Origin of the sequence: Streptomyces sp. NPDC006463, assembly GCF_042870715.1 — a bacterium.
Lineage (GTDB): Bacteria > Actinomycetota > Actinomycetes > Streptomycetales > Streptomycetaceae > Streptomyces.
This window is the reverse complement of the sequence record NZ_JBIAHP010000006.1, coordinates 199874-225659: the sequence shown is the minus strand read 5'-3', so window position 1 is coordinate 225659 and position 25786 is coordinate 199874. Positions and strand designations below refer to the sequence as shown.

The window sequence follows — 25786 nt, the reverse complement described above, 5'->3', positions numbered from 1 at the left end:
GACCGAGGGTCGCCCGCCCGTCCGCGCGCCGAGCACCCCTGCCGCCCCCTAAGGGGGCGCCCCGACAGCCGTCGCGCAAGCGCCCCTTAAGGATGCGCGCGGAGGATCGCCGGTAAACGAGGTCCGCAGATCCACGGGCCCGCAGACGCGAGGGGATGCCGCGGATGTCAGAGTCACGCTTCGCCACCTTCACCGAACTGCTCCGCGTTCGGACGGCTGAACTCGCCGACGAGGATGTGCACATCTTCCTCCGCGACACGGTCGGCGGAGCGCAGGCCGAGCACCTCACGTACGGGGAGCTGGACCGGGAGGCGAGACGCATCGCGGCCTGCCTCCAGGAGTACGGAGTGGGCGAGCAGCCCGTGCTGCTCGTCTACTCCTCGACCGCCGAGTTCCTCAAGGCCTTCGCCGGCTGCCTCTACGCCGGCGCCGTCGCGGTCCCCGTACCGATGCCGGGCGAAGCCGGCCGAGACAAGCGGCTCAACCGCACCACCGCCGTCCTGAAGGACACCGGCGCCAAGGTGGTCCTCACCGAGACGTCCGCGGCGCCCGACATCGCGCTCTGGCTCGCCCGCAACTCCCGCCCGGACGCGGCCTGCGTGGTCACCGACGTCCCCGGCATCGGCGACCCCGACGCCTGGCGGCCCGTCACGGCACGCCCCGACGACCTCGTGTTCCTCCAGTACACCTCCGGCTCGGTCTCCGAACCGCGCGGTGTGACCGTCTCGCACCGCAACCTCCTGGCCAACCAGGCCGCCCTGCAGAAGGTGCTGCACACCACCCGCGAGGACCGCTTCGGCAGCTGGCTGCCGTACTTCCACGACATGGGCCTCGTCGCCCACCTGCTGCACCCGGTGTGGCTCGGCACCCACAGCGTCCAGGTCACCCCGCTGTCCTTCGTCAAGCGCCCCCTGCGCTGGCTCCAGGCCATCGACGAGTACGGCGTCACCGTCGGCGGCGGCCCCAACTTCTGCTACGACCTGTGCGTGCGGCGGGTGAAGGACGAGCAGGTCGCCGACCTGGACCTGTCCCGCTGGCGCCTCGCCCTCAACGGCGCCGAACCGGTACGCCCCGAGAGCCTGGACGAGTTCGCCGAGAAGTTCGCCCCGGCCGGATTCCGCCCCGAGGCCCTGCGTCCCTGCTACGGACTGGCGGAGGCGACCCTCGTCGTCTCCGGCGGCGTCCCCGGCACCCCGCACGTCCGCAAGGACTTCAACAAGACCGCCCTGGAACGCGACCGGGTGATCGGTGCCGGGCCCGCGGCCGCCGGTGCCGAGCGCGTCCAGACCCTCGTCGGCTGCGGCGCCCCCGTCGACGTCGAAGTACGCATCGTCGACCCGCTGACCCACCACGAACTCCCGCCCGGCGCGGTCGGCGAGATCTGGCTGCGCGGCTACGGCGTCGCCCGCGGCTACTGGAAGCGGCCCACCGAGACCGTACGGACCTTCCGTGCCAGCCTCAACGACGAGGAGAGCAACTTCCTGCGCACCGGCGACCTCGGGATGCTCGACAACGGCGAGCTGTTCGTCACCGGGCGCCTCAAGGAAGTCGTGATCATCAACGGCCGCAACGTGTACCCGCAGGACATCGAATGGGCGGCGCGGACCGTGAGCCCCGCCCTGACCTTCGGCGTGGGCGCCGCGTTCTCCGTGGACGCCGGACGGGAGCACCTCGTCCTCGTCCAGGAGGTACGCGGAGCGGGCAGCGAGGAGCTGCGGACCGTCGCGCAGAAGATACAGGCCCTGATCGGCAAGGAGTTCGAGATCCCGGCGGGCAACATCCTGCTGGTGCGTCCCGGCGCCGTACGCCGCACCAGCAGCGGCAAGGTCCAGCGCACCCTGATGCGCAAGCTCTTCCTCGACGGCGTGGTCCGCGGCGAGTACGAGGTCCTCACCCCCGACGTGTGGGCGCTGGCCCGCTCCGAGGACGTGCTGTTCGGCGAAGACCTGCTGAGGCCGGAAGGAGCCGACGGAGGAAGAAGGTGGTGACAGCCCTCCTCGGCGACCAGGCCGTGGCGCACCGGCGCGAGAGCGCCGTGCGGACCCGGGTCGCCGCCCTGGAGTCGCTGCTCGGCGACCCCTCGGACCCCGCCAACCCGGTCGGCTACACCGCGCTGCTGGAGGCGGACCGGGCCGCGGTGCCCTTCGCCGCCGGCGAGGCGCTGCTCGACGACTTCGGGATCACCGACGAGTACATCCCCCAGGCCCTCGGCGGCCGGCTCGACGGGATGGACACCCTGGTCAGGATCATGCGCCCGGTCTTCCGCCGGGACGTGGGCCTGGCCATGGGCCACGGCATGACCACCTTCATGGCCGCCTCCGACGTCTGGACCGCCGGCAGCTCCCGGCAGCGGCACTGGCTGGCCCGGCTGCTGCGCGACGGCGGCAAGGCGGCCATCGCCCAGCACGAGACCGCCCACAGCAACGACTACGTGCGCAGCCAGGTCACCGCCCGGCGCGGCCCGCACGGCTATCTGATCAGCGGGGGAAAGCCCCTCGTCAACAACCTGGAGCGGGCCGGCGCGCTGGTCCTGTTCTGCCGTACCGACCCCGCGCCCGGCAGCCGCAGCCACTCGGTGATGCTGCTGGAGCCCGAGCAGCTCACCGACGCACGCGCCGCGGTGACGGCCCGCCGTACTCCGGTGGGCCTGCGCGGCTGCCGGTTCGCCGGCGTGGAGTTCGACGACTGCCCGGTGCCCGGCTCCGCCCTGCTCGGCCCCGAGGGCAGCGGCATCGAGACCGCCCTGCGCTCCTTCCAGATCAGCCGGACGGTGATCGCCGCGTCCGCCGTCGCCGCACTCGACACCAGCCTGCGCACGGCCGTCCGCTTCGACCGCGAGCACTCCGGCGGCTGGCAGGCCCGAGGCATCGACGGGAGCCGCACCGGCGCGGCACTGACCAGCGCCTTCGTCAACCTGCTGCTCTACGACAGCCTCGCCGTCGTCGCCACCAGGGCCTTGCACCTGCTGCCCGCCGAGACCAGCGTCTACTCGGCGGCGCTCAAGTACCTGCTGCCCCGCGTGCTCACCGAGACCATGTACGACCTGTCGATCGTCCTCGGCTCCGGCTTCTACACCCGCGAGGGCAGCCTCGGCATCTTCCAGAAGCACGTCAGGGACGTACCGGTGCTCAGCCTCGGTCACGCCGGTACGGTCGCCTGCCAGGCCACGGTCATCCCCCAGATGCCGCGCCTGGCCCAGACCTCGTGGTTCCTGGAGGACGAGGCCCCCGCGGGCCTGTTCCGGCTGCGCGGCGACCTGCCGCCGCTGCGTACCGACCGGCTCAGCCTCGCGTGCGGGCGGGACTCCCTCACCGCGACGATGCTCGCCGTCAGCTCGGGCATCGACGGCGGCGGTCCCGTTGAGCGCGCCCTGCGCACGCTCGCCGTCCAGCTCGTCGAGGAGTTCCGGGACGTACGCGGCCGGGTGCTCAGGCTGGAGGCGGCGGGTTCGGCGGCGTCCGCGCAGCCCGCGCGGTTCGCGCTCATGGACCGTTACGCGCTGCTGCTGGCCGCGGCCGCCGTCCTGGGCCTGTGGGACCAGGGCCGCTACGGGCCCGACCCGTTCCTCGCCGACCCGTGCTGGGCGGCGGCCGCACTGCACCGCATCGCCCGCCGGCTGGGCACGCGCGTGGCCGACCTGCCACCGGAGTGCGAGACCCGGATCCGGCACGAGGTGCAGCTCCGCTTCAGCACCCAGATCAGCTACGACCTCTACTCCACCCCCATCCCGGGCTGACCGGGTCCTGGGCCGTACGCACCGAAGGAGTCCCACGATGACCGTTCCCTCCAGCCGGCACACCGCGACCACGGCGACCGCGGTCGGCGTACCGCCGCACGCGTGGCTGTCGGCCCGGCTCTCGCTGTACCTGCGCCGGGCTCCCGAGACCATCGACCCGACCGTGCCGCTCGCCGAGTACGGCATGGACTCGGTGGCCGCGCTGAGCCTGTGCGGAGACCTGGAGGACGAGTTCGGCCTGGAGGTGGAGCCGACGCTGCTGTGGGACCACCCGACCGTGGAGAGCCTGGTCCGTCACCTGTCGGCCGCCCTCGCCGCCACCGAGCCGTCCGCGCGGGACCAGCGCTGATGGGGGACATCGCCATCGTCGGCATCGACTGCGCGTTCCCCGGGGCGGCGGGCGTGCAGGCGTACTGGGACCTGCTGGTGCGGGGCGGGGCCGCGATCGGCCCCGTCCCCGGACAGCGCTGGGAAGCGGAGGACTTCCCCGCTGTCAGCGGCAGCGGCGGCTTCCTCGGCGACGTCGATGTCTTCGACAGTGACTTCTTCTCCGTCACCCCGCGCGAGGCCGCCGCGATGGACCCGCACCAGCGGCTGCTGCTGCCCTGCGCCTGGCGCGCCCTGGAGGACTCAGGCCGCGCCCCCGGCGAACTCGCCGGAACCGAGACCGGCGTGTTCGTCGGGATGATGGGCGGCGAGTGGGGCCGCCTCACCATGAGCGACCTCGCGCGCGTCACCCCGCTGCTCGGCGCCGGCAGCAGCGCCGGGATGGCCGCCAACCGGATCTCGTACCACTTCAACTTCACCGGGCCGAGCCTCGCCGTCGACACCGCCTGCTCCTCCTCCCTCGTCGCCGTGCACCTCGCCGCCACCTCCCTGCTGGCCGGGGAGTGCGACACCGCCCTGGCCGGCGGCGTCAACATCGTGCTGTCGCCCTCGCTCGGCATGGTCTACGGACAGCTCGGCCTGGCCGCCGTCGACGGCCGCTGCAAGCCCTTCAGCGCCGACGCCGACGGGATCGGGCGCAGCGACGGCGTCGGCCTGGTAGTGCTGCGCAGGCTCGACGACGCGGTTGCCGACGGGCAGCGGATCTACGCCGTGCTGCGCGGCAGCGCAGTCAACCAGGACGGCCGCAGCAATGGGGTCATCGCCCCCAACCGCTGGTCGCAGCAACGCGTGCTGAACTCCGCGTACCGGCGGGCCGGTGTCACCCCGGACCGCGTCGCGTTCGTGGAGGGGCACGGCACCGGGACCGTACTCGGCGACGCCATCGAGTGCGCGGCGCTCGGCGCGGTGCACGGGGTCCCCCGCGGCACGCCGTGCGCGCTCGGCTCCGTCAAGGGCAACCTCGGCCACACCGAGGGTGCGGCGGGCATCGCCGGACTCATCAAGACCGCGCTGGCCCTGCACCACCGCATCGTGCCCGCCAGCCTCTTCGCCGACCGGGAGAACCCGCAGCTGCGGCTCGCCGACCGGGGCCTGCGGCTGCTGAAGTCCCCGATGCGGCTGCCGCGCGGCGAGAGCCTCGCCGGGGTGAGCAGCTTCGGCATGGGCGGTACCAACGCCCACGCCATCCTGGGCACGGCGCCCCGGCCCCGCCGGACCGCTGCCGCCGCCCGGGCCCGTACGGGCAGCGCCCGCGGGGCCCTCGGCGTGTTCACCGTCAGCGGCGACACCCCCGAGGCCCTGCGCCGCAACCTCGCCGCCCAGGCCGACGCGGTCGCCAGGCGGCCGCGCGGCGGCGCGGCTGCCCTGTGCTGGAGCAGCAACCGCGTCAAGACCGGCCTGCCGCACCGGTTCGCGGTCACCGTGCGCGACACCGACGAGCTGGTGGACGAACTGCGCCGGGCGGCCGCCCAGGACGGCGCCGGGAGCGCCGGCCGTCCGTGGGGGCGACCGGTCGTTGCCTTCCTCTTCACCGGACAGGGCGCCGAGTACCCCGGCATGACGGCGCAGCTCCACCGCGAGTCGCCGGTGTACCGCCGCCATCTCGCCGACGCCGACGAGGCCCTCGCCGGACCCCTGGGCACCTCGGTGCGCGAACTGATCCTGGGCGGCGACGAGCGGGTGCACCGGCCGGAGTTCGCGCAGCCCGCCCTGTTCGCCGTCGGCTACGCCCTGGCCCGCACGCTCACCTCGCTCGGGATCGCCCCGGCCGCCGTGCTCGGCCACAGCCTGGGCGAGTACGCGGCGGCCGTGACCGCGGGCGCCCTCGGCCTTCAGGAGGCCGCCCGCCTGGTGGTCCGGCGCGGCGCGCTGACCGGCGAACTGCCCCGGGGCGGCGGCATGCTCGCCGCCACCACCGGTCCCGAGGAGCTCGCCGGGATCCTGGCGACGGAGCCGCAGGCCGCAGTGGCCGCGCTGAACGGACCCGCGGACACCGTGGTCTCCGGGCCCCTGGACGTCCTGGCGAGGATCGGCAAGGAACTGACCGGGCGCGGCGTACGGGTCAGGGAGCTGCCCGTCGCCCACGCCTTCCACTCGGCCTTGATGGCCCCGGCCGCCGCCGGGCTGCGCACCGCCGAGGTGCGGTGCGCGACGCCCGCGCTGCCGGTGGCCTCGACCCGGTACGGCCGGATGCTGCACCACGAGCCCATGGACGCCGACTATTGGGCCGACCAGATGGAGGAGCCCGTGCTCATGGACCCCGCACTGGGGGCGCTCGTCTCGGACATCGCCCCCACCCATCTGATCGAGATCGGTCCGCGCACCCAGCTGCTGCAGATCGCCGCCCGGGGCGGCCGGGCGCCGGGGGCCGAGTTCCTGCACCCCGCCCCGGGCCCCGAGGCGACCGGCCGGGACCTGGCCGAGACCGTCGCCGCGCTGCACCGCTGCGGACTCGACCCGCTCTGGGAGGAGCTGTACGCACCCGAGCACCGCGTCGTCGAGCCGCTGAGCCCGTACGTCTTCTCCTCGGCACAGCGCTACTGGGACCGGAGGACGCCGCCGCCCGCCGCCCCGCTCCCGGCTCCGGCCGAGGAGCGTCGGCCGCAGGGCACGCCTGAGCGGCCGTCCCCCGCGGCCGCCCCCGCCGCCGCCCACGACGCCGGCGACCCGGTGCTGCTCGCGGTGGTCGAGGCGGTCACCGAGGTCGGCGGATACCCCCCGGAGCGCGTGGTGCGCGAGGCCCGGTTCCACGAGGACCTCGGCTTCGACTCCGTGATGATCATGCAGCTCAAGAACCGGGTGGAGGCCCGGCTGCCACGCGTCGGCGAGGTGTCCGTCCAGCAGATGCTGCCCGCGCTGAACTCCGTCGGCTCGCTGTCCGAGTTCCTCGGCGACCTGATCACGGCGAGGTCGGCATGACGGCCCCCGCGGTCTACCTCGCGGGCACCGGTACGGCACTGCCCGGAGACCCGGTGGACAACACGGCGCTCGGCCGGCTGCTGGGCGTGAGCGAGGAGTGGATCGACATCTTCGTCGGCACCCGGACCCGCCACTTCGGCTGGGACCCTGTGACCGGGGAGGTCCGCGGCTCGCTGGCCGACCTGTGCGCCGAGGCCGGAGCGCAGGCCATCGACGCCTCCGGGCTCGACCCCGCCGACATGGAGTTCCTGGTACTGGCGACCGCGACCCCCGACCTGCTGCTGCCGACCACCGCGAGCGAGGTCGCCGACCGGCTGGGCCTGGGGCATCTGCCCGTCTTCCAGCTCCAGTCGGGCTGTTCCGGCGCGATCCAGGCCCTCGACCTCGGCCGCACCCTGATCCTCGGCGGCCGCCGGGCCGGCCTGATCCTCGGCGGGGACGTCACGCACCGCTTCCTGTCGCCGAGGGGGGACACCGCCCGGATGCCCACCGAGGAGCTGGTCAACTACGTCCTGTTCGGCGACGGCGCCGGAGCCGCGGTCCTCACCGACGAACCCGAGGGCGAGCGGGTGGCCGTACGGGCGGTGCTGAACTCCTGGACCGGGCAGGGCCGTCCGCCCGGCCAGGTCCTCGACTGGTACGGGACCACCGACCGCCACTCGGAGCGGCGGATGCTGGCCGAGGACTACAAGGCGATCGAGGAGCACGTGCCGTCGATCTCCGTGGAGATCCTCTGGGAGCTGCTCGGCGGACTCGGCTGGAGCCTGGACGACATCGGGTACCTGCTGCCGCCCCAGCTGTCCCGGCGGATGACCGCGCGGATCCTGGAGCGGCTGCCGGCCACCTCCGCGCGGGAGATCTCCTGCGTCTCGGAGACCGGCAACACGGGAAACGCCCTGCCGTTCCTGCAACTCGACCGGCTGCTGCCGACGTTCGCCCCCAAGGAGCGCGCACTCGCGCTGTGCGTGGAGTCCAGCAGGTGGATCAGAGCCGGGTTCGCCCTGGAGAAGGTGTGAGGCGTCGATGACGACGGGACTGGACCGGCTGCGCGAACTGCGCACGCGGGGCCTGCTGGAGAAGGAATACGACCAGGTGGCGGCGCTGCTCGCCGACGAGAGCGGACCGGGCGGCGCGGGCACGTCCCCGGGCGCCGCGGCCGGGGCCGCGGCCGGGCGGCTGCTCGCCGGGCTCGACCCCGACGCCGTGCTGGCCCACCATCCGCGGACACCCGTCGTGACGGTGGCCGTCACCGGCCAGTCCACGGTCGGGCACGTCGTCGATCCCCTCACGGGCGAACTGGCCCGCCACGGACTGCTGTTGCGGCACGTTCTCGGCGAGCACGGCACCTACCTGCGCGACCTGACCGGGCCCGGCGGCGAACTGCGGGAGGCCGCGCCGGACCTCACGCTGTGCCTGCTCGACGCCGAGACCCTGTTCTGCGAGGTCCCCGCGGTGTGGCGGGCCGAGGACGTCGAGGCGGCGGGCGAGGAGGTGCTGCGCCGGTGCGCCGCTCTCGCGGACCGCGCCCCCGGCACCCTGGTGCTCAACACCGTCCCGCTGCCGCGCGCCTACAGCCACCAGCTCCTCGACCACCGCTCCCGGGCCCGGCTCGGTGCCGTGTGGCGCGAGTTCAACGCCCGCCTGCTGCGCCTCACCGAGTCCGCCACCCGCCTCGTGGTGATCGACCTCGAACCGCTGGTCGGCGAGGGCGGTCCGGTCACCGACCAGCGCCTGGCGCGTTACGCCAAGGTGCAGCTGGGCGCGGAACTCCTCGCCGCGTACGCCCGCGAGGTCGCGCACCTGGCGCGCGCCCTGCGCGGCATGACCCGCAAGTGCCTGGTGCTCGACCTCGACGACACCCTGTGGGACGGGGTGCTCGGCGAGCGGGGCCCGGACGGCGTCGCGGCGGCAGGCACCTTGCGGGGCGAGGCCTTCGGAGCGTTCCAGAAGTGCGTCAAACAGCTCGGATCGCAGGGCGTGCTCCTCGCGGTGAGCAGCAAGAACGACGAGGGCCCGGTCCTCGCGGCACTGCGCGGCCATCCCGACCTCGTGCTGCGCGAGGCGGACTTCGTACGGATCAACGCCAACTGGGAGCCCAAGGACGGCAACCTCGCCGACATCGCGGACCGGCTGGACATCGCCACCGACGCCCTCGTCTTCGCCGACGACTCGCCCGCCGAGCGTGCCCAGGTGCGCTTCGGAGCGCCCGAGGTGGCCGTCGTACCGCTCGACGAGGAGCCCGCGCTGCACGTGACCCGGCTCCTCGCGGACGGCTGGTTCGACACCCTGGCCCTGACCGACGAGGACCGGGCCAGGACCGGCGAGTACCACAGGCAGCGCGAACGCCGCGACCTGCACGAGAGCTCGGGCTCGCACGAGGAGTTCCTGCGGGCCCTGGGGGTCAGGGTGGACCTCGGCCCGCCCCGGCCCCACGAGTTCGCCAGGCTGTCCCAGCTGACCCTGCGCACCAACCAGTTCAACCTCACCGGCGGGGGACACCAGGAGTCCGAGCTGGTATCGCTCGCCGCCGATCCGGAGCGGCACCTGCTGCTGGCCGCCCGCACCGCGGACCGGTTCGGCGACAACGGCCTGGTCGGAGCGGTGCTGGGGACCTTCGCAGACGGGGCGCTGCACCTGGACAACATGTGGCTGAGCTGCCGTGTGCTCGCCCGCGGCGTCGAACAGGCCTGCCTCTCCGTGCTGCTGGGCCGGGCCCGCGACCTCGGGCTGTCCGCGGTGACGGCCCGGTACGTACCCACGGCGCGCAACCACCGCGTCCGTGACTTCTACCCGTCCTGCGGCTTCACGCGGGCCCGGTCCCGCGCGGCCGGGGACGGGGCGGTGGACTTCCACCACGATCTGGCGCGGGTGCCCGAAGTCCCCGGCCACGTACACATCACCGAATCCTTTGGGGGAAGGCCGGCGGATGAACCTCGATAGCGTCGACACGTTCCTGCGGACGGTCCGCGACGACCTGGGCCTGGACCTCGACATCCCCGCGGGCGCGGACACCGCTCTGGTGGACCTGCCCGGCTGGGACTCACTCAACCTGCTCCGGCTGCTGGCCCTCCTCGAGGAGTCGGGCCGCCGGGTGCCGGTGCACCGTCTGCTGGAGGCGCACAGCCTCCGGGACGTCCACACGCTGGTGAAGGAGTACGGATGACCGCCCCGGGCAGCCCCACGCTCGGCCCGCCGCTCGGTGAGCCCGTCGCCGTGGTCCCGGGAGGGGCCTCGTGGGACCGGGTCAGGGACGACCTCGCCACCCACGGGACGGCGCTGGTCTACGCGTGGCTGAAGGACCTGGAGCCCGTCCTGCCGTCCGGCGACGGCCTGCGCGAACTGCTCGGCCGCGACTGGACGCGGTACCTCGACCTGACGCACGCCGACGTGCGCAACCGGTACATCGCCTCCCGGATGCTGCTGAAGTACGCGGCGGGCGCGGTGCTCGCCAGCGAACCCGCCGACCTGGAACTGGCCTACGGGCCGACCGGCCGCCCGTACCTGCGCGGCTGCGACCAGATCGACATCAGCCTCAGCCACACCGAGGACCTGCTCCTCGTGGGGCTGACGACCTGCGGCCTGATCGGGGTGGACGCGGAGCGCGCCGACCGCGAGATGTACGGCAGCGGTCTGGGCCGCCACATCTGTACGCCCTACGAGCTGGTGCTGCTGTCCGGGATGCCGGAGGAGGAGCGCAACGGCGCGCTCGTGCGGCTGTGGACCCTCAAGGAGGCCTACAGCAAGGCCATCGGCCAGGGCATGCAGTTCCGCTTCACCGAGTTCGGCTTCGGTCCCGACGGCAGGCCCGTACGGGTCCAGCGGCCGGACGGGACGGCGGGCACCGGGGACGAGTGGATCTTCCGGACCTTCCCGCTGGCCGGGGGCTACGTCGTCAGCGCCGCGGTCTACGACGCGGGCTTCGGCCGGCTCCAGGACGCGCACGTCACGACGATGCTGGACCAGGACTGCGTGGACGCGATCACGGAGGCGCTGGAGGAGGACCCGGGGCGATGACCGCCGCCGCCGGGTTCAAGCGCCTCCGGAGCCGGACACCACGGGATGTCAGGTTAAGGAGGACGCCGCCGGCCCGCCGGAGAGTATCTCCTGACGCGCGGCGTTGTAGCCGGCCTGGAAGCGGCTGGTGGCTTCCAGTTCCTCGGTGATCTCGGCGATGTGGCGGCGGCAGGTGCGCACCGACATGCCGAGCCGCCGGGCGACCATCTCGTCCTTGTAGCCCTTGGTCATCAGCCGGATGATCGACCACTTGAGCTCGTCGGAGGAGGCGGGGGACCGTTGGGACTCCACGACGTACGGGGACGCGCCGTCCCACAGGTACTCGAAGACGGAGCACAGGAAGGCCACGAGCGTGGGCTCGCGCACGATCGCCGCCCCGGGCGCGCGGTCCCGGGAGGATCGTTCCGGCAGGAAGGCCACCTCCCGGTCGTAGATGATCAGTCTGTCGATGACCTCGTCGGCGGTGCGGATCTCCGCGCCCTGGAGGCTGACGTCGCGGACGTACGAGCGGGTGGGCAGGTCGTTGCGCGCGGTGTGCTGGTAGATGGTCCGGATCCGGACGCCGCGCGCCAGGGTGGACAGCGCCGACTCCCGTGCCTCTTCCAGCAGTTCCGCGGGGCGTGCACCGCCGGGCTGGACGGTGAGCAGCTCGCTCTTGCAGTTCTGGCTCAGGTGGTTGAGCATCGCCTGGATCCGGTTGACATCGGTGATGATGTCGAAGGCCTCCAGGCGGTTGCGCAGCCGGCGCCCCTCGAAGTAGAGCGGCGTCAGGGACAGCAGCTTCGCCCGGACGTCGGTCACCGCCTGCTGCAGTTCCCGGATGTGCCGCTCCGCGGGAGCCACCAGGGACGCGGCCGCCACATCGGGTGTGACGGGGGTCAGTTCGGACGGATGTCCCGGCATGGACTGCAGCAGGCGTACCCCGCACAGCACCTGCTCCACCCGCGTGATCTCCGCAGGTGTCAGAGACAGCTCCTCGGCGATCTTCTCGCGTACGAAGCGCCCGCACTCGACCGCGAGACCGTACGCCGCTGCGCTGAGGTCATCAAGCTCGGCGAACCCCGAATCCGGGCCCTCCCCTGCGAACATGCCAGCCCCCACTGATCGGTGTAATTGCTGCCACGTAACTTTACGCCAGCGTGAGGCCCTTGGCGCGAATGATCGATATCAAGCACTCTATTCGCATCACCAGGGACGCCAAAGCCGGAAAAATCGGGCGAAGGCGTGCTGACGGAGTTAATCTCGATCTTCGACTGGGGGAGTCGTGAGGGTAATTTCCGGTAAATTCTCCTCGATTTACTTGACCTTACTGGCGGGTATGGTCATGTCAGTTATGGGGGTGCAGTTCATGTCGGGCCCGGTTCTGCCGAGCGCATCCGCTCTGTCCGTCGGAGTCAGTGGGCCCGACGGGTCCGGCCTGGGAATCACCGCAACACCGGAGGACGACCGGTGGGGGTGAGGGAACCCCGCCCGTGATCCGGTTCAGCAAGCGCTCCCCGCACGGTGAATGGGGGGAGCGCTTCGCGCTGTCCGGGCCCCGGCGTCCGCCGGCCGCGCGGCCGGCACCGCGATGGCGCTGAGCAGTACGCCGTCGTCCGCCGACCAGCGGCCGCTGAACACGGTGGGCCCGTCCGGCGAGAGCCACTCGGGGTCCGGCAGCAGCCGGGCTCGGAACGTTTCCAGCCCCGCGTCGACGGTGACCAGGGCGTCGGTGAAGTCCAGCTCCTGGCCCGTGAGCGGGAACCACGTCTTGTAGACCGCCTCCTTCATGCTGAAGAGCAGCCGGTCCCACGCGACCTCCGGCACCGCCCGGGCCAGCTCGCGCGTGCGGCGCAGCTCCTGGGGCAGCGCGATCGACTCCAGCACCCCGTCCGGCAGCGGAGCGTTCGGCTCCGCGTCGATGCCCACCGCGGCGAACTCCGAGGCGCGGGCCAGTGCCACGCCCCGGTAGCCCGCGCAGTGCGTCATGGACCCCACCACCGAGGCGTCCCACTGGGGGACCCCGCGCCGCCCCGGCACCACGGGCGCCGCGGGCACCCCGAGGGTTCCCATCGCGCGTCGGGCGCACCACCGCACGGTCCCGAACTCCGCCCGCCGCTTCGGAACGGCGTTGCTGATCAGGAGTTCCTCCTCCGGGAAGAGGAACACCTCGTCGGGGTCGACGGTGGACTCGGCGGTGGCGACATCCGATGGCAGGAGCTTCGTGAGCACGGCATTCCCTCGGGTCGATGTGTCGGTCTGACGGCTCCCACGCTGCCGCCGCCGCCCCGCCCGGGCCAGGAACGAAGGCCCGGCCCGCCCCGATCGGCCGCCGCGCACCCGGTTTCCTCCCAGGCCACTGCCATCCGCGGCCCCCGCCGGCCGCCTCCTGCCGGGAGGCTGGCACGGCCCCCGCAGGCATTGCCATCCGCCTGTCATGCGCCGGGTTCCCTGCCTCCACCGGCGGTTGAGGGGATGAGCAGGGGTGTTCACCGCGAGGTCCGTCGCCCATCCTCACGGAATGCCGCACGGAAACCTCATGGGCATCAGTGACCTCCACGTCTCATTCCGGGAGAATCGCCGGATCGTCGAGGAGCTGAATCCGGACAGTCCCAACGACTGGCTGATCGTGGCCGGTGACGTGGGCGAGTCGCCCGATGATCTTCGATGGGTGCTCGGCCTGCTCACCAGCCGCTACGCCACCGTGGTGTGGGCGCCGGGAAATCATGATCTCTGGACCCTGCGGGACGACCCGGTGCCTTTGCGCGGAGAGGCGCGGTACCGGCACCTCGTCGAGATCTGCCGCTCCTTCGGCGTGCACACTCCGGAGGACCCCTACCCCGTCTGGTCGGGGCCGGGCGGACCGCTCGTCGTGGCCCCCCTCTTCCTGCTCTACGACTACACCTTCCGCACTCCCGGGGCGGCCACCCGGGAACAGGCGCTGGAGCAGGCCTACGAGGCCGGAGTGGTGTGCACCGACGAGTTCATGCTGCACCCCGACCCGTACCCGTCCCGTGAGGCCTGGTGCCGGGCCCGGGTCGCCGTCACCGAACAGCGCCTCGCCGCCTGCGACCCCGACCTGCGCATGGTGCTCGTCAATCACTTTCCGCTGGTCAGGAACCCGACCCGGATCCTGCGGCACCCCGAGTTCGCCCAGTGGTGCGGCACCGAACTCACCGCCGACTGGCACACCCGGTTCCGGGCGGCGGCCGTCGTCTACGGCCACCTCCACATCCCCCGCACCACCTGGTACGACGGCGTGCGCTTCGAGGAGGTGTCCGTGGGCTACCCGCGGGAATGGCGCAGGCCGGGCCACCCGCGCGACGTACCGCGCCGGATCTTCCCCGGCGCCGCGGCCGGGGATTGATGTCTGGCAACTTCCGGACACCGTGGGGGCGGGATTTCGAGCCTATACTGATCTTGAATTCCGGCTCAAGCAATGCTCGACCATCCCTCTTTCCGATTTTCGCGGTCCTTCCCGGAACGCACGGAAAAGGGACACTGGGGGACCCTATGGTGTTGTTCCGGCGTGCCGAGGAACTTTCTCTTTCAAACGCATTGCTCGACGGCTGTGCCGAAGGGAATGCCGGATTACTATTGATCGAAGGCGCGGTCGGCTGCGGAAAGAGTGAATTCCTGGAGACCGTCGCCGCCCATGCCGAAGCCCGCGGCGCGACCGTCCTGCGCGCCATCGGCACCGCGGCCGAACGGGGCCATCCGCTGGGCGTCCTGCGCCAGCTGGCCGCCGACGCGCCGGCCGGAGCCCTCCCGGCGCCTGCGGACGAGGCGGGGCGGGTCGAGGCCATGCAGGTGTTCGCCGCCGCCGTCCGTGAACTGAGCGCCGCCGCACCCGTGGTGATCTGCGTCGACGACCTGCACCACGTCGACGAACTCTCCAGCCGCTACCTGCTGCACCTGGCGCGCGGTGCCCGGCATGCCAGGGTCCTCCTGGTGTTCGCCGAGTCCGTGCACGAACGCGGCGACGACCCGCTGCTGCGCACCGAACTGCTCCGGCTGCCCCACTTCGTACGGCTGCGGCTGGAACGGTTCACCTCCGAGGCCGTCCGCGCCATGCTGCCGGACCGCACCGAGGCCGAGACCGAACGGCTGCACCGGGCCAGCGGCGGAAACCCGCTGCTGCTGCGGTCCCTGCTCCAGGACCCCCAGGGCCGTCCGGGCGACGCCTACGCCCAGGCCGTGCTCGCCTGCCTGCACCGCTGCGGGCCCGCCACCACCGAACTGGCCGAGGCGATCGCCGTACTCGACGGCCTCGCCGGCGCCGCTCACCTCGCACGGCTGACGGGCACCCCCGAAGCCGCCGCCGCCCGGGCCCTGGCCGCACTCGACGCCGCGGGCCTGCTCGCCGACGACGGCGGGCACGGGTTCCGTCACCCGGCCGCGCGGGCGGCCGTACTCGACCGGATGGACCCGGCCGCCCGCCAGGCCCTGCACCGGGAGGCCGCCCTGCTGGCGCGGGCCTCGGGCGCCCCCGACATGGCGGTCGCCGACCAACTGCTCGGCGCACGGCACACCTGCGAGGAGTGGGCCCTGCCCGTGCTGCGCTCCGCCGCGGACCAGTACGTCGCCGACGGAGCCCTCGAACAGGCCGCCGCCGTCCTGCAACTCGCCCGGGAGGCCAGCCCCGACGACGCGCGGCGTGCCGAACTGGCCGTCAAACTCAGCGTCGTGGCCGGCCGCACCGACCCGGCGGCGGCCGAACGCCACCTGCGCGAACCCCTCTGCGCCCTGGCCGCCGGAAAGCTGGGAGCGCACACCATGGGCCCGCTGGCCAGGGCGCTGGCCGCCCAGGGCCGGATCGACGAGTCGGCCGACGTACTGGAACGGCTGGCGGCCGGCAGCGGGCGCCACCCGGGCGCCGAGCGCAGGCAGGGGGACATCCCCGGGGACGACCCGCTGGACGGACTCTCCGCATTCCCCCAGTGGGCGGCCTCCAACCGCCGTGGCGCACCGGCCGAGGCCGGACCGCTCCCGGCCGGCCGTACGGCCAGGACCCCCGTCCACCCGGCGGCCCTGTGGGCACTCCCGGTGGAGACGGAGGAGGGCGCGGCCGCCCACGCCGCCGAACTCTTCCTCCGGGGTGCCACCCTCGCCGAAGGCACCGTGGAGCCGGTGGTGCAGGCCCTGCGCACCCTCCTGTACCTGGACGGCGCCGGGCGGGCGCTGCCCTGGTGCGAGACGTTCCTGCTCCAGGCGACCCAGCGCGGGGCCACCGGCTGGCAGGCCGTGTTCGGCGGCCTGCTCGCCGAGGCCCGGATGCGACTGGGCGACCTCCGGGGCGCGGCCCAGACCGCGGAAGGCGTCCTGCGGACCGTGCCCGCACGCGGCGGCAGCGTCCTGCTGAGCGCCGTCGCCGGCACGCTGGTCCGGGCCTGCACGGCCATGGGCCGGCCCGAGGAGGCGGCGGCCGTGCTGAGCCGGCCCGTCCCCGCCGAGCTGACCGGGAGCATCCACGGTCTCGGATACCTGCGCGCCCGGGGCCAGTACGCCCTCGCGACCAGCCGTTTCCACGCGGCGCTCGGCGACTTCCTGGACGTCGGCCGCCACATGAAGAGGTGGGGCCTGGACCGGCCGCGGCTCCTGCCCTGGCGCACCGACGCGGCGGAGGCCCTGCTCAGGCTCGGCGAGGCACGCCAGGCCGAACGGTTCCTCGCGGACCAGCTCAGCAGCCGGGACGCCGCGGACCCGTGGGTGCGCGGGATGTCCCTGCGGCTACGGGCCTCCCTGCGCGAGCCGAAGGAGCGCCAGGCGATGCTCGCCAAGGCGGTGGACGATCTGCACCGCTCGGGAGACCAGTACGAACTGGCCCGTGCCATGGGCGACTTCGGCCAGGTACTGCGGGAGCTCGGCGAACCGGCGCGCGCCGCCATGGTCAACCGCCGCGCGTGGCACGTGGCCAGGGAGTGCGGGGCCGAGTCCCTGTGCGTGAAGATCCTCCCCGGCCACACCGGTGACGGCGTCGAGGCGGGGGAGGCGGCCGAGACGCCGCACGCCGACCTCGTCGCGAGTCTCAGCGAGTCGGAGAAGCGGGTCGCCCTGCTCGCGGTGCACGGCCACACCAACCGCGAGATCGCCCAGAAGCTCTACATCACCGTGAGCACGGTGGAACAGCACCTGACCCGGGTCTACCGCAAGCTGGAGATCCCCGGCCGGCAGGCGCTCCCGGTCGACTTCCACCTGGGCGTCGCGGAGTTCGTCTGAGTCCGGGCCCGGGGCGGGTCGGCTCCGGGCCGGTCCGGGCCCGCTCCCGGCCGAGGCCGAGGCCGACACCGGGACCGGGGCCGGGAGCGGGATAGCAAGGTCATGGCAAGCCCGCCCGCTCCCGGCCCTCCCCTGGCAGACAACTGGCGCACTTGACCCCCTCCTCCCCCCCGGTTCCGCTCAGGTGAGCCCTCCCCGCTGGCCCCTCGCCAGCCCCCTGCGCGACGGTTCGGTCATGAGCCGCAGCCCACCAGGGAGGGCACCATGACCACACCCACGCACGACCAGCCGTGGCGCACGGCCACACCGGGACAGGTGCGCGACGCCATGCTCGACCGGGTCGAGGAGCGCCTTGCCCGACTGCTCGCCGAGGAGCACCGCAACCGCCGTACGCCCGACCCGCGCAGCGCCGTCCTGGTGGCCGGCGTCGCCGAACTCGTCCAGGCCGGGGCCGAGCGGGCCCACCCGGTCATCTGCCTCACCGGATACCTCGCCGCGGGTGGCGATCCGGACAGCGAGGACGCCGTGGCCGCGGCCGCCGCGCTCGAACTCCTCGACACCTGCCTGATGATCCGTGAGGACGTCCGGGACAACGCGCCGCTGCGCCGCGGCATCCCGACCCTGCACATCAGCCACGCCGCCGAGCACGAGCGCAACGGCTGGCGCGGCGAGTCCCGCCGGTTCGGGGAGGGGACCGCCGTGCTCGCGGGCGATCTCGCCCTCGCCTACGGTGACCGGCTGGCGGTCCGGCTCCCTTACGAGGTCTGGGAGCTGTGGGACGACCTGCGGACCGAGCGGGCGATCGGCGCGCACACCGAGGCCGCCGCCGCGACCGAGTACCTCGACGACGCCTGGCCGGGGCAGTGCCTGGAGGGCTGCGGCAGCGGCTGCGGCGCGGGCTGGTACGGGCTGCGCCACGCGCTGCTGATCGGCGCCGCCCTGGCGGGGCGGCACGACCTGCGCGAGACGTACGAGGAGTACGCGCGGGCCCTGCACGCGGCCTGGCGGATCCGCGGATTCCTGCGCGGCGGCCCCGGCTTCGACGGTGACGCCCAGTTCCTGCGCGACGTGTTCTTCGACGCGCGGGCCCGGGACGGGGCCGAGGAGACCATCGCCGGGCTCCTGGGGCGCGCGGACGAGGCCGTCGCCGGAGCCCCCGTCGACCCCGCGTGGCGTACCGAACTGGCGGCTTTCGCACGCCGGGTGGCCGGCTGCGAGTGACCCCGGCGATGTCGCCACGTCAAAGCGGAAAACCCGGTAGTGGGACCCGGCCCCACGGACGATCATGGGCGCATGAGCGACCAACCCGAGCGATGGACCCAGGCAACCGTCTACCCCGACATGTGGGCCGATCCGGACGACGACCCCCGCGACGGCAACGGAGCCAGTCCGGACGGCGAGCTCCCGACGCTGCAGGACTTCCTGACGAACTACCGCATCACCCTGCGGATGAAGTGCGAAGGTCTGGACGCGGAGCAACTGGCCCGTCGGTCGGTTCCGCCGTCGACGATGTCGCTGCTCGGCCTGGTCCGGCACCTCGCCGAGTGCGAACGGGACTGGCGCAACTGGATCACCGACGGTGACCCGCTGCCGAAGCTGTACGGCAAGCGCGACGCGGACTTCCACGGAGCCGTCGCCGAGCAGGCCGTGGTCGACGCCGCGTACGCCGATCTGGAGCGCGAGCAGGCCGCGACCGACGCCGCGCTGGCCGCGCACCCGGATCTGGGCGAGCGGTTGGGGAAGGACAAGATCGCGGTCCGGGAGCTGATGGTGCACAGGATCGAGGAGTACGCCCGTCACTGCGGGCACGCCGACCTGTTGCGCGAGTGCGTCGACGGAAGGGTGGGCCAGTGACGGGCCGGCCCCGGCCCTGAGCGTGATCCACCGGACGGGACTCAGTCGGGGGCCGGCCGGGGCCCGCCGGGCCGCAGGCGCGTCAGCCAGCTGCGCAGCGCGCCGCGGCGGACCCGGCCGAGGTCGTCGCGCGGCAGTGCGCCGACGATCTCCAGCCGTGTCGGCAGAAAGGCCTCCGCGACGCCCCGGGCGGTGAGGTGCTCGCGCAGCTCGGCCGGACCCGGCGGCCGGTCCTGCGCGGTCGGGACCACGACGGCGCAGGGCAGCTCCCCGTGCTCGGGATCGGTGTAGGCGACGACCGCGGCCTCGCCGACCCGGGGGTGGGTCAGCAACTGCTCCTCCACCTCGGCCACCGGCACCATGAAGATCGCGCCGGTCCGCATCCCGGCCCTGGCCAGGACCCGGATCCCGCCGTGCGGGCCGGTCTGAGCCAGGTCCCCGGTGTCCAGCCAGCCGTCGGCCCGCTCCCAGGTGGGCACCGGTGCCGGGGCTCCCTGCCCCCACGTGGCCAGGCAGACCGACGGCCCGCGCACCGTGAGCGCCTGTGTCCCGTGCCCGGCGGAAACCTCCAGCCCGCGCAGCGGGTGGAAGGCGTCGCCCTCGTCGGGAGTGTCCCCGGTGAGGGCGCCCATGCCGAGTTCCGGGGTCCCCCACACGGAGAGCACCGGTACGCCGAACACCGCGCGGAGTTCGGCGGCGAGCGGCGCGGGCGTGCTGGTGCGCCCGCCGGACAGCACCAGCCGCAGCCGGTCCAGGTCCCTGGGGCGGCGCTGCTGCGTCGTGAGCAGCTCGGAGAAGTAGGCGGGCTCCGCGTAGACCTGGTCCACCCCGGCCGCCGCCATCAGGTCCAGGCACCGGCCCGGATCCCACACGTCCTGGTGGACCCCCGTCCCGCCGACCGCCAGCGGCCAGCACACGGTGTACAGCAGCGAGGCCAGCGAGGTGAGCGGCAGCGTGCTGAGGAAGACCTCGCGCGACCGTCGGCCCGGGCCGTCGCCCTCGTGCTGGGAGGCGATGTTGGCGTACAGCGTGTTGGGGGAGTGCAGCACCGAGGTGTAGGCGTCCCGCAGGCCCATCACGCTGATCAGCAGGGCGGGCCGGTCGGCCTGACCGCTCCGCGGCCTGCTCCGCCTGCCCGCCTCGGTGCGCTCGTGCGCGGTGCGCCGGAAGTACGCCGCGAAGTCGACCGCCCCGGTCGCCGCCGCGTCCCCCACGACGACCCGGTGGCGCAGCCACGGCAGGCGCGGCGCGAGGTCCGCGAGGACCTCGGCGTGCGCATGCCCCTCCCACACGTCGGGCACCACGCAGACCCGGGCCCGGGTGTTCTCCAGGATCCGGTGCAGTCCGTGGGCCCGTACGGTCGGCAGCACCGGCACCGCGACCGCTCCGGCCCGCCAGCAGGCGAGGGTCAGCGCCGCGGTCTCCCACCAGCTCGGCAGCTGGTAGGCGACGGGGTCCCCGGGGGCCACCCCGAGAGAGGTCAAGGCGGCGGCGAACCGGTCGACGTACAGGGCCAGTTGGCTGTACGTGAGGGCGATCCGGCGTCGGCCGGCCGGACGGTGGGCCCGCTCCGAGACGATCGCCGGGCGCCCGGGCGCGGCGGCGGCCGTACGGTACAGGTCGTCGAGGAAGGTCTCCGGGCGCCACCATCCGGCGGCCCGGAACCGCGCCGAGACCCCGGCCGGCGCGCCGAGGTCCAGGGGCCGGCCGTGTGCGGAGCCGAGGTTTTCCGCCGCGGGGTACGAGGGGGAGTCCGTCAGGCCCATCGGCCCACCGCCCCGGCGACCTGCACCCGTGAGGTGCACCCGAGCCTGCGCATCACCTGGCGGACGTGGTTGACCACGGTCCACTCCGAAATGTCCAGCCTGGCAGCGATATGGCGGTTCGTCAGTCCTTCCGAGACCAGCAGGGCCACCTGGACCTGCCGCGGGGTGAGCGACTGCGCCTCGGCGACCGCCCCCGCCACCGGTCGGCGCGAGGGCGCGGGCGCCGAGAGGGCCTCCGCCACCGCGGCGGGCGCCCCCATCCGCACCCCCTCGGCCCACGCCGTGGCGAAGTCGGACCAGTCCAGCCGCGCGCTCAGCTCCGTACGGGCCCGCTCGGCCTCGGAGCGCCACTCGTCGGGCACCTCGGCCCCCGTCCCGGCCCGCAAGGTGTCGGCCGCCGCCAGCAGCCGCACCGTCCGCGGCCGCTGCGCGGGCGCCGTGCGCAGCAGGAGCAGCGCGAACTCCTCCAGCAGGTCCGGCAGTTCGGTCCGCTCCCCGATCGCCCCGTACAGCCGCAGGGCCTCCCGCAGCGCCCGGTCGGCCCGGTCCGGATCCTCGCCCTCCAGGGCCAGCGCCGCCGAGGTCCGCAGCGCGCCCGCCAGGCCCCGCCCGTCCCGGATCCGCCGGAAGGCCTCCTCGGCCCGGTCCAGCAGCTCCTGCGCCTTGCGCCGGTCGCCGTCGGCGTGCAGCACGTCCGCGAGAGCCGCCGCCGCCCCGGCCGCGCCCCCGGTGACGCCCATCGACTCCAGCGCGTTCAGCGCGGTCACCAGCACGGCCCGCGCCCCCGGCGGATCACCGGCCTTCAGCAGCGCCGTACCGAGGTGGGCGGAGGCGAGCGCGTTCTGCCGCCGGTCACCGACGGCCTTTCCCAGTGCGAGCGCCCGGCGGTGGCGGCGTACGGCCTCCTGCGGATCACCCAGGGCGAGCGCGAACAGCCCGGACATGTCGGCCAGCCGGGCCCGTACGGCCTCCAGCAGCGGGGGCCCCGCCGCCTCGGCCGCGCCGTCGCACCACTCCAGCCCCTCCCGCAGCCGCCCCTGCGTCAGCCAGGGCAGCCGGCAGCCGAGCACCAGGGCGGCCGCCGCCTCGCCGTCACCGCGCTCGCGCAGCCGCCGCAACGCGGCCGTCACGTTCGCGCCCTCGGCGGCCAACTCCCGCAGCATACGCTCCTGTTCGGTCCCGTTCAGGCCGGGCAGGGAGGTGGTCACCAGCTGCCGGTAGCGCTCCGCGTGCGCGTCCAGTGCCGCGCCGTCGCGACCCGACTCGGCGAGTACCGCGCGGCAGTGGGACCGCACGGGCTCGGTCACGGCCAGCCGCAGCTCCCCCTGCTCCTCACCCACCACGGCCAGCAGACCGCGGTCCAGCAGGGCCTCGACGCCCGCCTCCGCCGACACGCCAGCCGCCGCCAGGCCGAAGCCGGGCTCGTACACCGAGAGCCGCTCCAGCAGGGCGCGGACCGGGGCGTCGAGCCCGCGGCAGCTCCACTCGGCCAGGGCCGCGAGCGATCGGTGCCGCTCGGGCGCGTGCGCGGGTCCGCCCGCCAGGACGGTCGTACGACCGCGCAGCCGGGAAGGCAGCAGGTGGGGAGGGAACAGCCGCAGCCTGCGCGCGGCGAGTTCGATGGCGAGCGGCAGCCCGTCGAGGAGCGTGCAGATCTCGGCGACGGCCGCCGCGTTCTCCAGCGTGAGCGCGAAGGCCGGGTCGGCGTCCCGGGCCCGGCGTACGAACAGCGCGACCGACGCCACCTGGCGCACCTCGTGCGGGTCGGCGGCGCCCTCCGCGGGCCCCGGTACCGGCAGCGGCGCCAAGGGCAGCAGCTGTTCCCCGTACACCCCGAGCGGCTCCACCGCGGTGGCCAGCACCACCACGCGCGGATCACCGGCGAGCGCCGCGACGGCCCCGGCGGCGGCCGGGCGCGCCTCGTGGTCACAGCCGTCGAGCAGCAGCAGGATCCGGCCGGACTCCTCGGGCCCCCAGGAGCGCAGCGGTTCGTCCCCGGCGGTCCACCGCGCCGCCGCGTCGACCACCTCCACCCGGGCGAACTCCGCGCCGGCCTCCCGTACGGCCTCCGCGGCCAGCCGGGTCTTGCCCACGCCGGCCCGACCGGTCACCGTCAGCAGCCGGACCGAGGGGTCGCGCAGCCGCTCCCGCAGGGCGGCGGCTTCGAGTTCCCGCCCGACGAGCTCCGTCACCGGGCTGAGCGCTACCGACATGGTTCTCCGTACGTTGCGTAGAGGGCGATCGAATGGGTCAGGAGGCCGGGTGGTGCCGGGGGCCGGCGCACCGGTGCCGGTCAGGAGCGGACACCGGCCGGCTGGATCCGCCAGAGCCCCGGACGGATCTCCACGGCACGCCGCGCGGCGCCGCCACCACCGGCGGTCGCGGACAGCGCCCGCAGCGAACGTCTGGCGTACACCTCCAGCCGGTGGTCGCGCAGGGCCCCCGCCAGCTGCAGGCACTCGCCGAACCAGGCCCGGGCCGTCTCCGCCCCCTCCGGCCCGTCCTGGGCCAGCGCCAGGAGCGCCCGGGCGCGGCTCGCCTCGTAGCGGCCGCGCGTACGGCCGGGCACCGACAGGGCGGCGAGGGCGGGCTCCAGCAGGGCGGCGGCCTCCGCCGCCGAACCGGCGTCCAGCCGCAGCTCGGCCAGGCCCACCAGGGCGCGGCCCGCCTCCTCCTCGTCGCCCGCCTCCCGGGCGTGCGCCAGCGCCCCCTCGTACAGCTCGTGCGCCCGTTCCGCGCGCCGGTACTGCCAGGCCAGGTCGCCGAGCGAGCGCTCCATCCGGGCCTGGGCCGACCGGTCCGCGCACCGCACTGCCGCGTCCAGCGCCATGGTGTAGGCGGCCTCGGCGTCCTCTTCCACCCACCCGCCCGTGGCGTCCGTCAGCCGTACCGCCAGCGCCCACAGCCCGGCCTCGTAGGCGGTCCGCGCCAGCCGTACGAGCCCCCGCGCGTCGGCGTCCGCCAGCCGGCCCGGCTGCGCGGCGGCCGCCGCGTACGCCCGGCACACCCGCTCCGCCGCCGCGCGCCGCACCTCGGCGTCCTCCTCCAGTGCCAGCCGCTCCACCGCCAGCAGCCGCAGCAGCTCCGGGAGGTGGCAGCCGTCGCGGTCCACCGCCAGCAGCCGCTCGTCGGCCAGGGCGTCCAGGGCCGCCGCGGCCCGCGGCTCGGCCAGGTCCAGCGCGGCGGCCGCCTGCCGGGCGCCGAACCTGCCGGGCGGCAGCAGCGACAGCAGGCGGAAGGTCCGCCGCTCGGCCCCGGGAGCCGCCGCGTACGCCTCCAGCAGGCGGGCCCGTACGTCGACATCGCCGGCCCGCAGCGCGTCCAGCCGCCCGCCCTCGTCCCGCAGCCGGTCCGCCAGCGTGGCGGGGGTCCAGTGCGGCCGGGCCGCGAGCTGGGCTGCGGCGGCCCGCACGGCGAGCGGGAGCCCCCCGCACAGCCCGGCGATCTCCTCGACCGCGCCGGGTCCGGGCGCGGGGCTGCCCCGCTCGGTGAACAGCCCGGCGAGCCGCCGCGACTCCTCGGGACGCCACGGTCCGAGGACCACCGGACGAAGCCCCGGGAGCCCGGCGGGCACCCGGCCCGCGGTGAGCAGCAGCGCGGAGCCCGGGGCGAGGGGCAGCAGGGGCCGTACCTGGGTCTCGGAGGTGACGTGGTCCAGCACGATCAGCACCCGGCGGCCCGTCAGGGGCGCCCGCTCCAGCCGGTCGAGGATCTCCGCGCCGGTCGGCGGCGGGCCGGCGGCGCGGCGCAGGTCCAGGAAGACCTGCCCGTCGGGGAAGGCGTCCGCCACGCGGTGCGCGCTCTCCACGGCGAGAGCCGTCTTGCCGGTGCCCGGCAGGCCCGTCACGGCGACGCAGCCGCCCGCGGGTGAGGCCAGCAACAGCTGCTCCAGCTCGGCGAGTTCAGCGGTCCGGCCCGCGAAGCGGGGGTCGGCGGGCGGCAGGGCGCCGAGCGCCGGCGACCAGCCTTGCGCACCGTCGGCCGGGGCGTCGGCCGCGGCACCCGATCCGGCCGGCCCGGACCGTACGGCCGACCCGGTGCCGGTGCCGGTGCCGGTGCCGGTGCCGGTTCCGGTTCCGGGGCCGGTTGCGGTTCGGGCTCCGGGCATCGACAGCGCCGGATCCCCTTCCAGAATGCGCCGCTGGAGCCGCCGGGACGAAGGGCCCGGCTCTATCCCGAGCTCCTCCACGAGGGTCCGCCGCAGCATCGCGAACACGCGCAGCGCTTCCGCCTGCCGCCCGCACCGGTACAGCGCCACCATCAGATGGGCGTGGAACTCCTCGTGCATCCGGTGCTCGGCGACCAGTTCCTGGAGCTCCGCCACCAGTTCGCGGTGCAGTCCCAGGTGCAGCTCGGCCCGGATGCGCTCGTCGAGCACGGTGGAGCGCACCTCGCCCAGGCGCACGGCCGCGCCGTCAAGCAGCGGCCCGTGCGGGGTGTCCGACAGCACCGGCCCCCGCCACAGCGCCAGCGCCCGCCGCATCAGATCCGCCGCCGCGCCGAAGTCCGCGTCCCGTAGGGCCTGGTGACCGCGGCGGGACAGGTCCTCGAAGACCGTGGTGTCGAGCGCGTCCGCTCCGACGCGCAGCAGATAGCCCGGGCGCCGGGTGACCAGCGACTCCCGGCCGCCGCGCGGATCGGCGCTGCCCAGCGTCTTGCGCAGGTGCGACACGTAGACCTGGAGCGTCGTCGTCGCCGTACGCGGCGGCGCCTCCGGCCAGAGCTCGTCGATGAGGCTCTCCGACGACACGACCTCGTTCGCGCGGACCAGCAGTGTCCCGAGGACGACCCGCAGTTTGGCGGCCTGCGGAGCGTACGAGACCACCGGGCCGTCGTCCGCACCGCCGTCCGGGCCGCCGTCCGCGCCGCCGCCCGTGACCTCCAGCGGGCCCAGGATTCCGAAACGCATCGT

The 25786-nt window shown here is 74.3% G+C and carries 17 protein-coding genes; 12 read left to right on the top strand and 5 right to left on the bottom strand.

Features of this window, described 5'->3' with window-relative positions; all coding sequences use genetic code 11:
* Nucleotides 1-164 precede the first annotated feature (164 nt).
* From ACFYOB_RS13840 to ACFYOB_RS13805, 8 genes are read left to right on the top strand one after another with little or no spacing between them, the layout of a single operon-like run.
* Nucleotides 165-1988, top strand: a complete 1824-nt coding sequence (locus tag ACFYOB_RS13840) for a fatty acyl-AMP ligase (RefSeq protein ID WP_388559241.1) — start codon at nucleotides 165-167, stop codon at nucleotides 1986-1988.
* Nucleotides 1982-3736, top strand: coding sequence for an acyl-CoA dehydrogenase (locus ACFYOB_RS13835; protein WP_388559238.1), 1755 nt, complete (start codon nucleotides 1982-1984; stop codon nucleotides 3734-3736). Before ACFYOB_RS13840 ends, ACFYOB_RS13835 begins: the two co-directional genes overlap by 7 nt.
* Nucleotides 3737-3773: 37 nt before the next feature.
* Complete coding sequence (locus tag ACFYOB_RS13830) at nucleotides 3774-4085, top strand: acyl carrier protein (RefSeq protein ID WP_388559235.1); 312 nt, start codon at nucleotides 3774-3776, stop codon at nucleotides 4083-4085.
* A complete protein-coding gene (locus ACFYOB_RS13825; RefSeq protein ID WP_388559231.1) occupies nucleotides 4085-7042 on the top strand; it encodes a beta-ketoacyl synthase N-terminal-like domain-containing protein in 2958 nt (985 codons plus the stop codon). Before ACFYOB_RS13830 ends, ACFYOB_RS13825 begins: the two co-directional genes overlap by 1 nt.
* Nucleotides 7039-8058, top strand: coding sequence for a 3-oxoacyl-ACP synthase III family protein (locus ACFYOB_RS13820; RefSeq protein WP_388559228.1), 1020 nt, complete (start codon nucleotides 7039-7041; stop codon nucleotides 8056-8058). Before ACFYOB_RS13825 ends, ACFYOB_RS13820 begins: the two co-directional genes overlap by 4 nt.
* A 7-nt stretch (nucleotides 8059-8065) precedes the next feature.
* Nucleotides 8066-9982 (top strand): HAD-IIIC family phosphatase, encoded by a 1917-nt coding sequence (locus tag ACFYOB_RS13815; RefSeq protein WP_388559226.1) that lies wholly within the window; start codon nucleotides 8066-8068, stop codon nucleotides 9980-9982.
* A complete protein-coding gene (locus ACFYOB_RS13810) occupies nucleotides 9969-10205 on the top strand; it encodes a phosphopantetheine-binding protein (protein ID WP_388559223.1) in 237 nt (78 codons plus the stop codon). The genes ACFYOB_RS13815 and ACFYOB_RS13810 overlap by 14 nt, the downstream gene beginning before the upstream one ends.
* The gene (locus ACFYOB_RS13805) at nucleotides 10202-11056 is read left to right on the top strand and encodes a 4'-phosphopantetheinyl transferase family protein (RefSeq protein WP_388559221.1); all 855 of its coding nucleotides are present in this window, start codon (nucleotides 10202-10204) and stop codon (nucleotides 11054-11056) included. The genes ACFYOB_RS13810 and ACFYOB_RS13805 overlap by 4 nt, the downstream gene beginning before the upstream one ends.
* Nucleotides 11057-11104: 48 nt before the next feature.
* Here the strand turns inward: ACFYOB_RS13805 and ACFYOB_RS13800 are convergent, their stop codons facing one another.
* A complete protein-coding gene (locus ACFYOB_RS13800; protein WP_388559219.1) occupies nucleotides 11105-12145 on the bottom strand; it encodes a LuxR C-terminal-related transcriptional regulator in 1041 nt (346 codons plus the stop codon).
* A gap of 393 nt (nucleotides 12146-12538) precedes the next feature.
* Complete coding sequence (locus ACFYOB_RS13795; RefSeq protein ID WP_388559216.1) at nucleotides 12539-13267, bottom strand: 4'-phosphopantetheinyl transferase; 729 nt, start codon at nucleotides 13265-13267, stop codon at nucleotides 12539-12541.
* Nucleotides 13268-13556: 289 nt separating this feature from the next.
* On the opposite strand from ACFYOB_RS13795, the gene ACFYOB_RS13790 reads away from it, so the two are divergent.
* The 4 genes from ACFYOB_RS13790 (at nucleotide 13557) to ACFYOB_RS13775 (ending at nucleotide 19108) form a co-directional block, all read left to right on the top strand.
* Nucleotides 13557-14402: a metallophosphoesterase family protein gene (locus ACFYOB_RS13790; RefSeq protein WP_388559213.1), complete on the top strand. Its 846-nt coding sequence runs from the start codon at nucleotides 13557-13559 to the stop codon at nucleotides 14400-14402.
* The gene (locus tag ACFYOB_RS13785) at nucleotides 14333-17254 is read left to right on the top strand and encodes an AAA family ATPase (protein ID WP_388559210.1); all 2922 of its coding nucleotides are present in this window, start codon (nucleotides 14333-14335) and stop codon (nucleotides 17252-17254) included. Before ACFYOB_RS13790 ends, ACFYOB_RS13785 begins: the two co-directional genes overlap by 70 nt.
* 264 nt (nucleotides 17255-17518) lie before the next feature.
* Nucleotides 17519-18475 carry a polyprenyl synthetase family protein gene (locus ACFYOB_RS13780; RefSeq protein WP_388559207.1) on the top strand — a complete coding sequence of 319 codons (957 nt, stop codon included), beginning with the start codon at nucleotides 17519-17521 and terminating at the stop codon, nucleotides 18473-18475.
* A gap of 72 nt (nucleotides 18476-18547) precedes the next feature.
* Nucleotides 18548-19108 (top strand): DUF664 domain-containing protein, encoded by a 561-nt coding sequence (locus ACFYOB_RS13775; protein ID WP_388559204.1) that lies wholly within the window; start codon nucleotides 18548-18550, stop codon nucleotides 19106-19108.
* A 41-nt stretch (nucleotides 19109-19149) separates the two neighbouring features.
* On the opposite strand, the gene ACFYOB_RS13770 is transcribed toward ACFYOB_RS13775, so the two are convergent.
* From ACFYOB_RS13770 to ACFYOB_RS13760, 3 genes are all read right to left on the bottom strand, one after another.
* Nucleotides 19150-20874 carry an AMP-binding protein gene (locus ACFYOB_RS13770; RefSeq protein ID WP_388559201.1) on the bottom strand — a complete coding sequence of 575 codons (1725 nt, stop codon included), beginning with the start codon at nucleotides 20872-20874 and terminating at the stop codon, nucleotides 19150-19152.
* Nucleotides 20865-23087, bottom strand: a complete 2223-nt coding sequence (locus tag ACFYOB_RS13765) for an ATP-binding protein (protein WP_388559198.1) — start codon at nucleotides 23085-23087, stop codon at nucleotides 20865-20867. The genes ACFYOB_RS13770 and ACFYOB_RS13765 overlap by 10 nt, the downstream gene beginning before the upstream one ends.
* 80 nt (nucleotides 23088-23167) lie before the next feature.
* The gene (locus ACFYOB_RS13760; RefSeq protein WP_388559195.1) at nucleotides 23168-25783 is read right to left on the bottom strand and encodes a BTAD domain-containing putative transcriptional regulator; all 2616 of its coding nucleotides are present in this window, start codon (nucleotides 25781-25783) and stop codon (nucleotides 23168-23170) included.
* Nucleotides 25784-25786 lie beyond the last annotated feature (3 nt).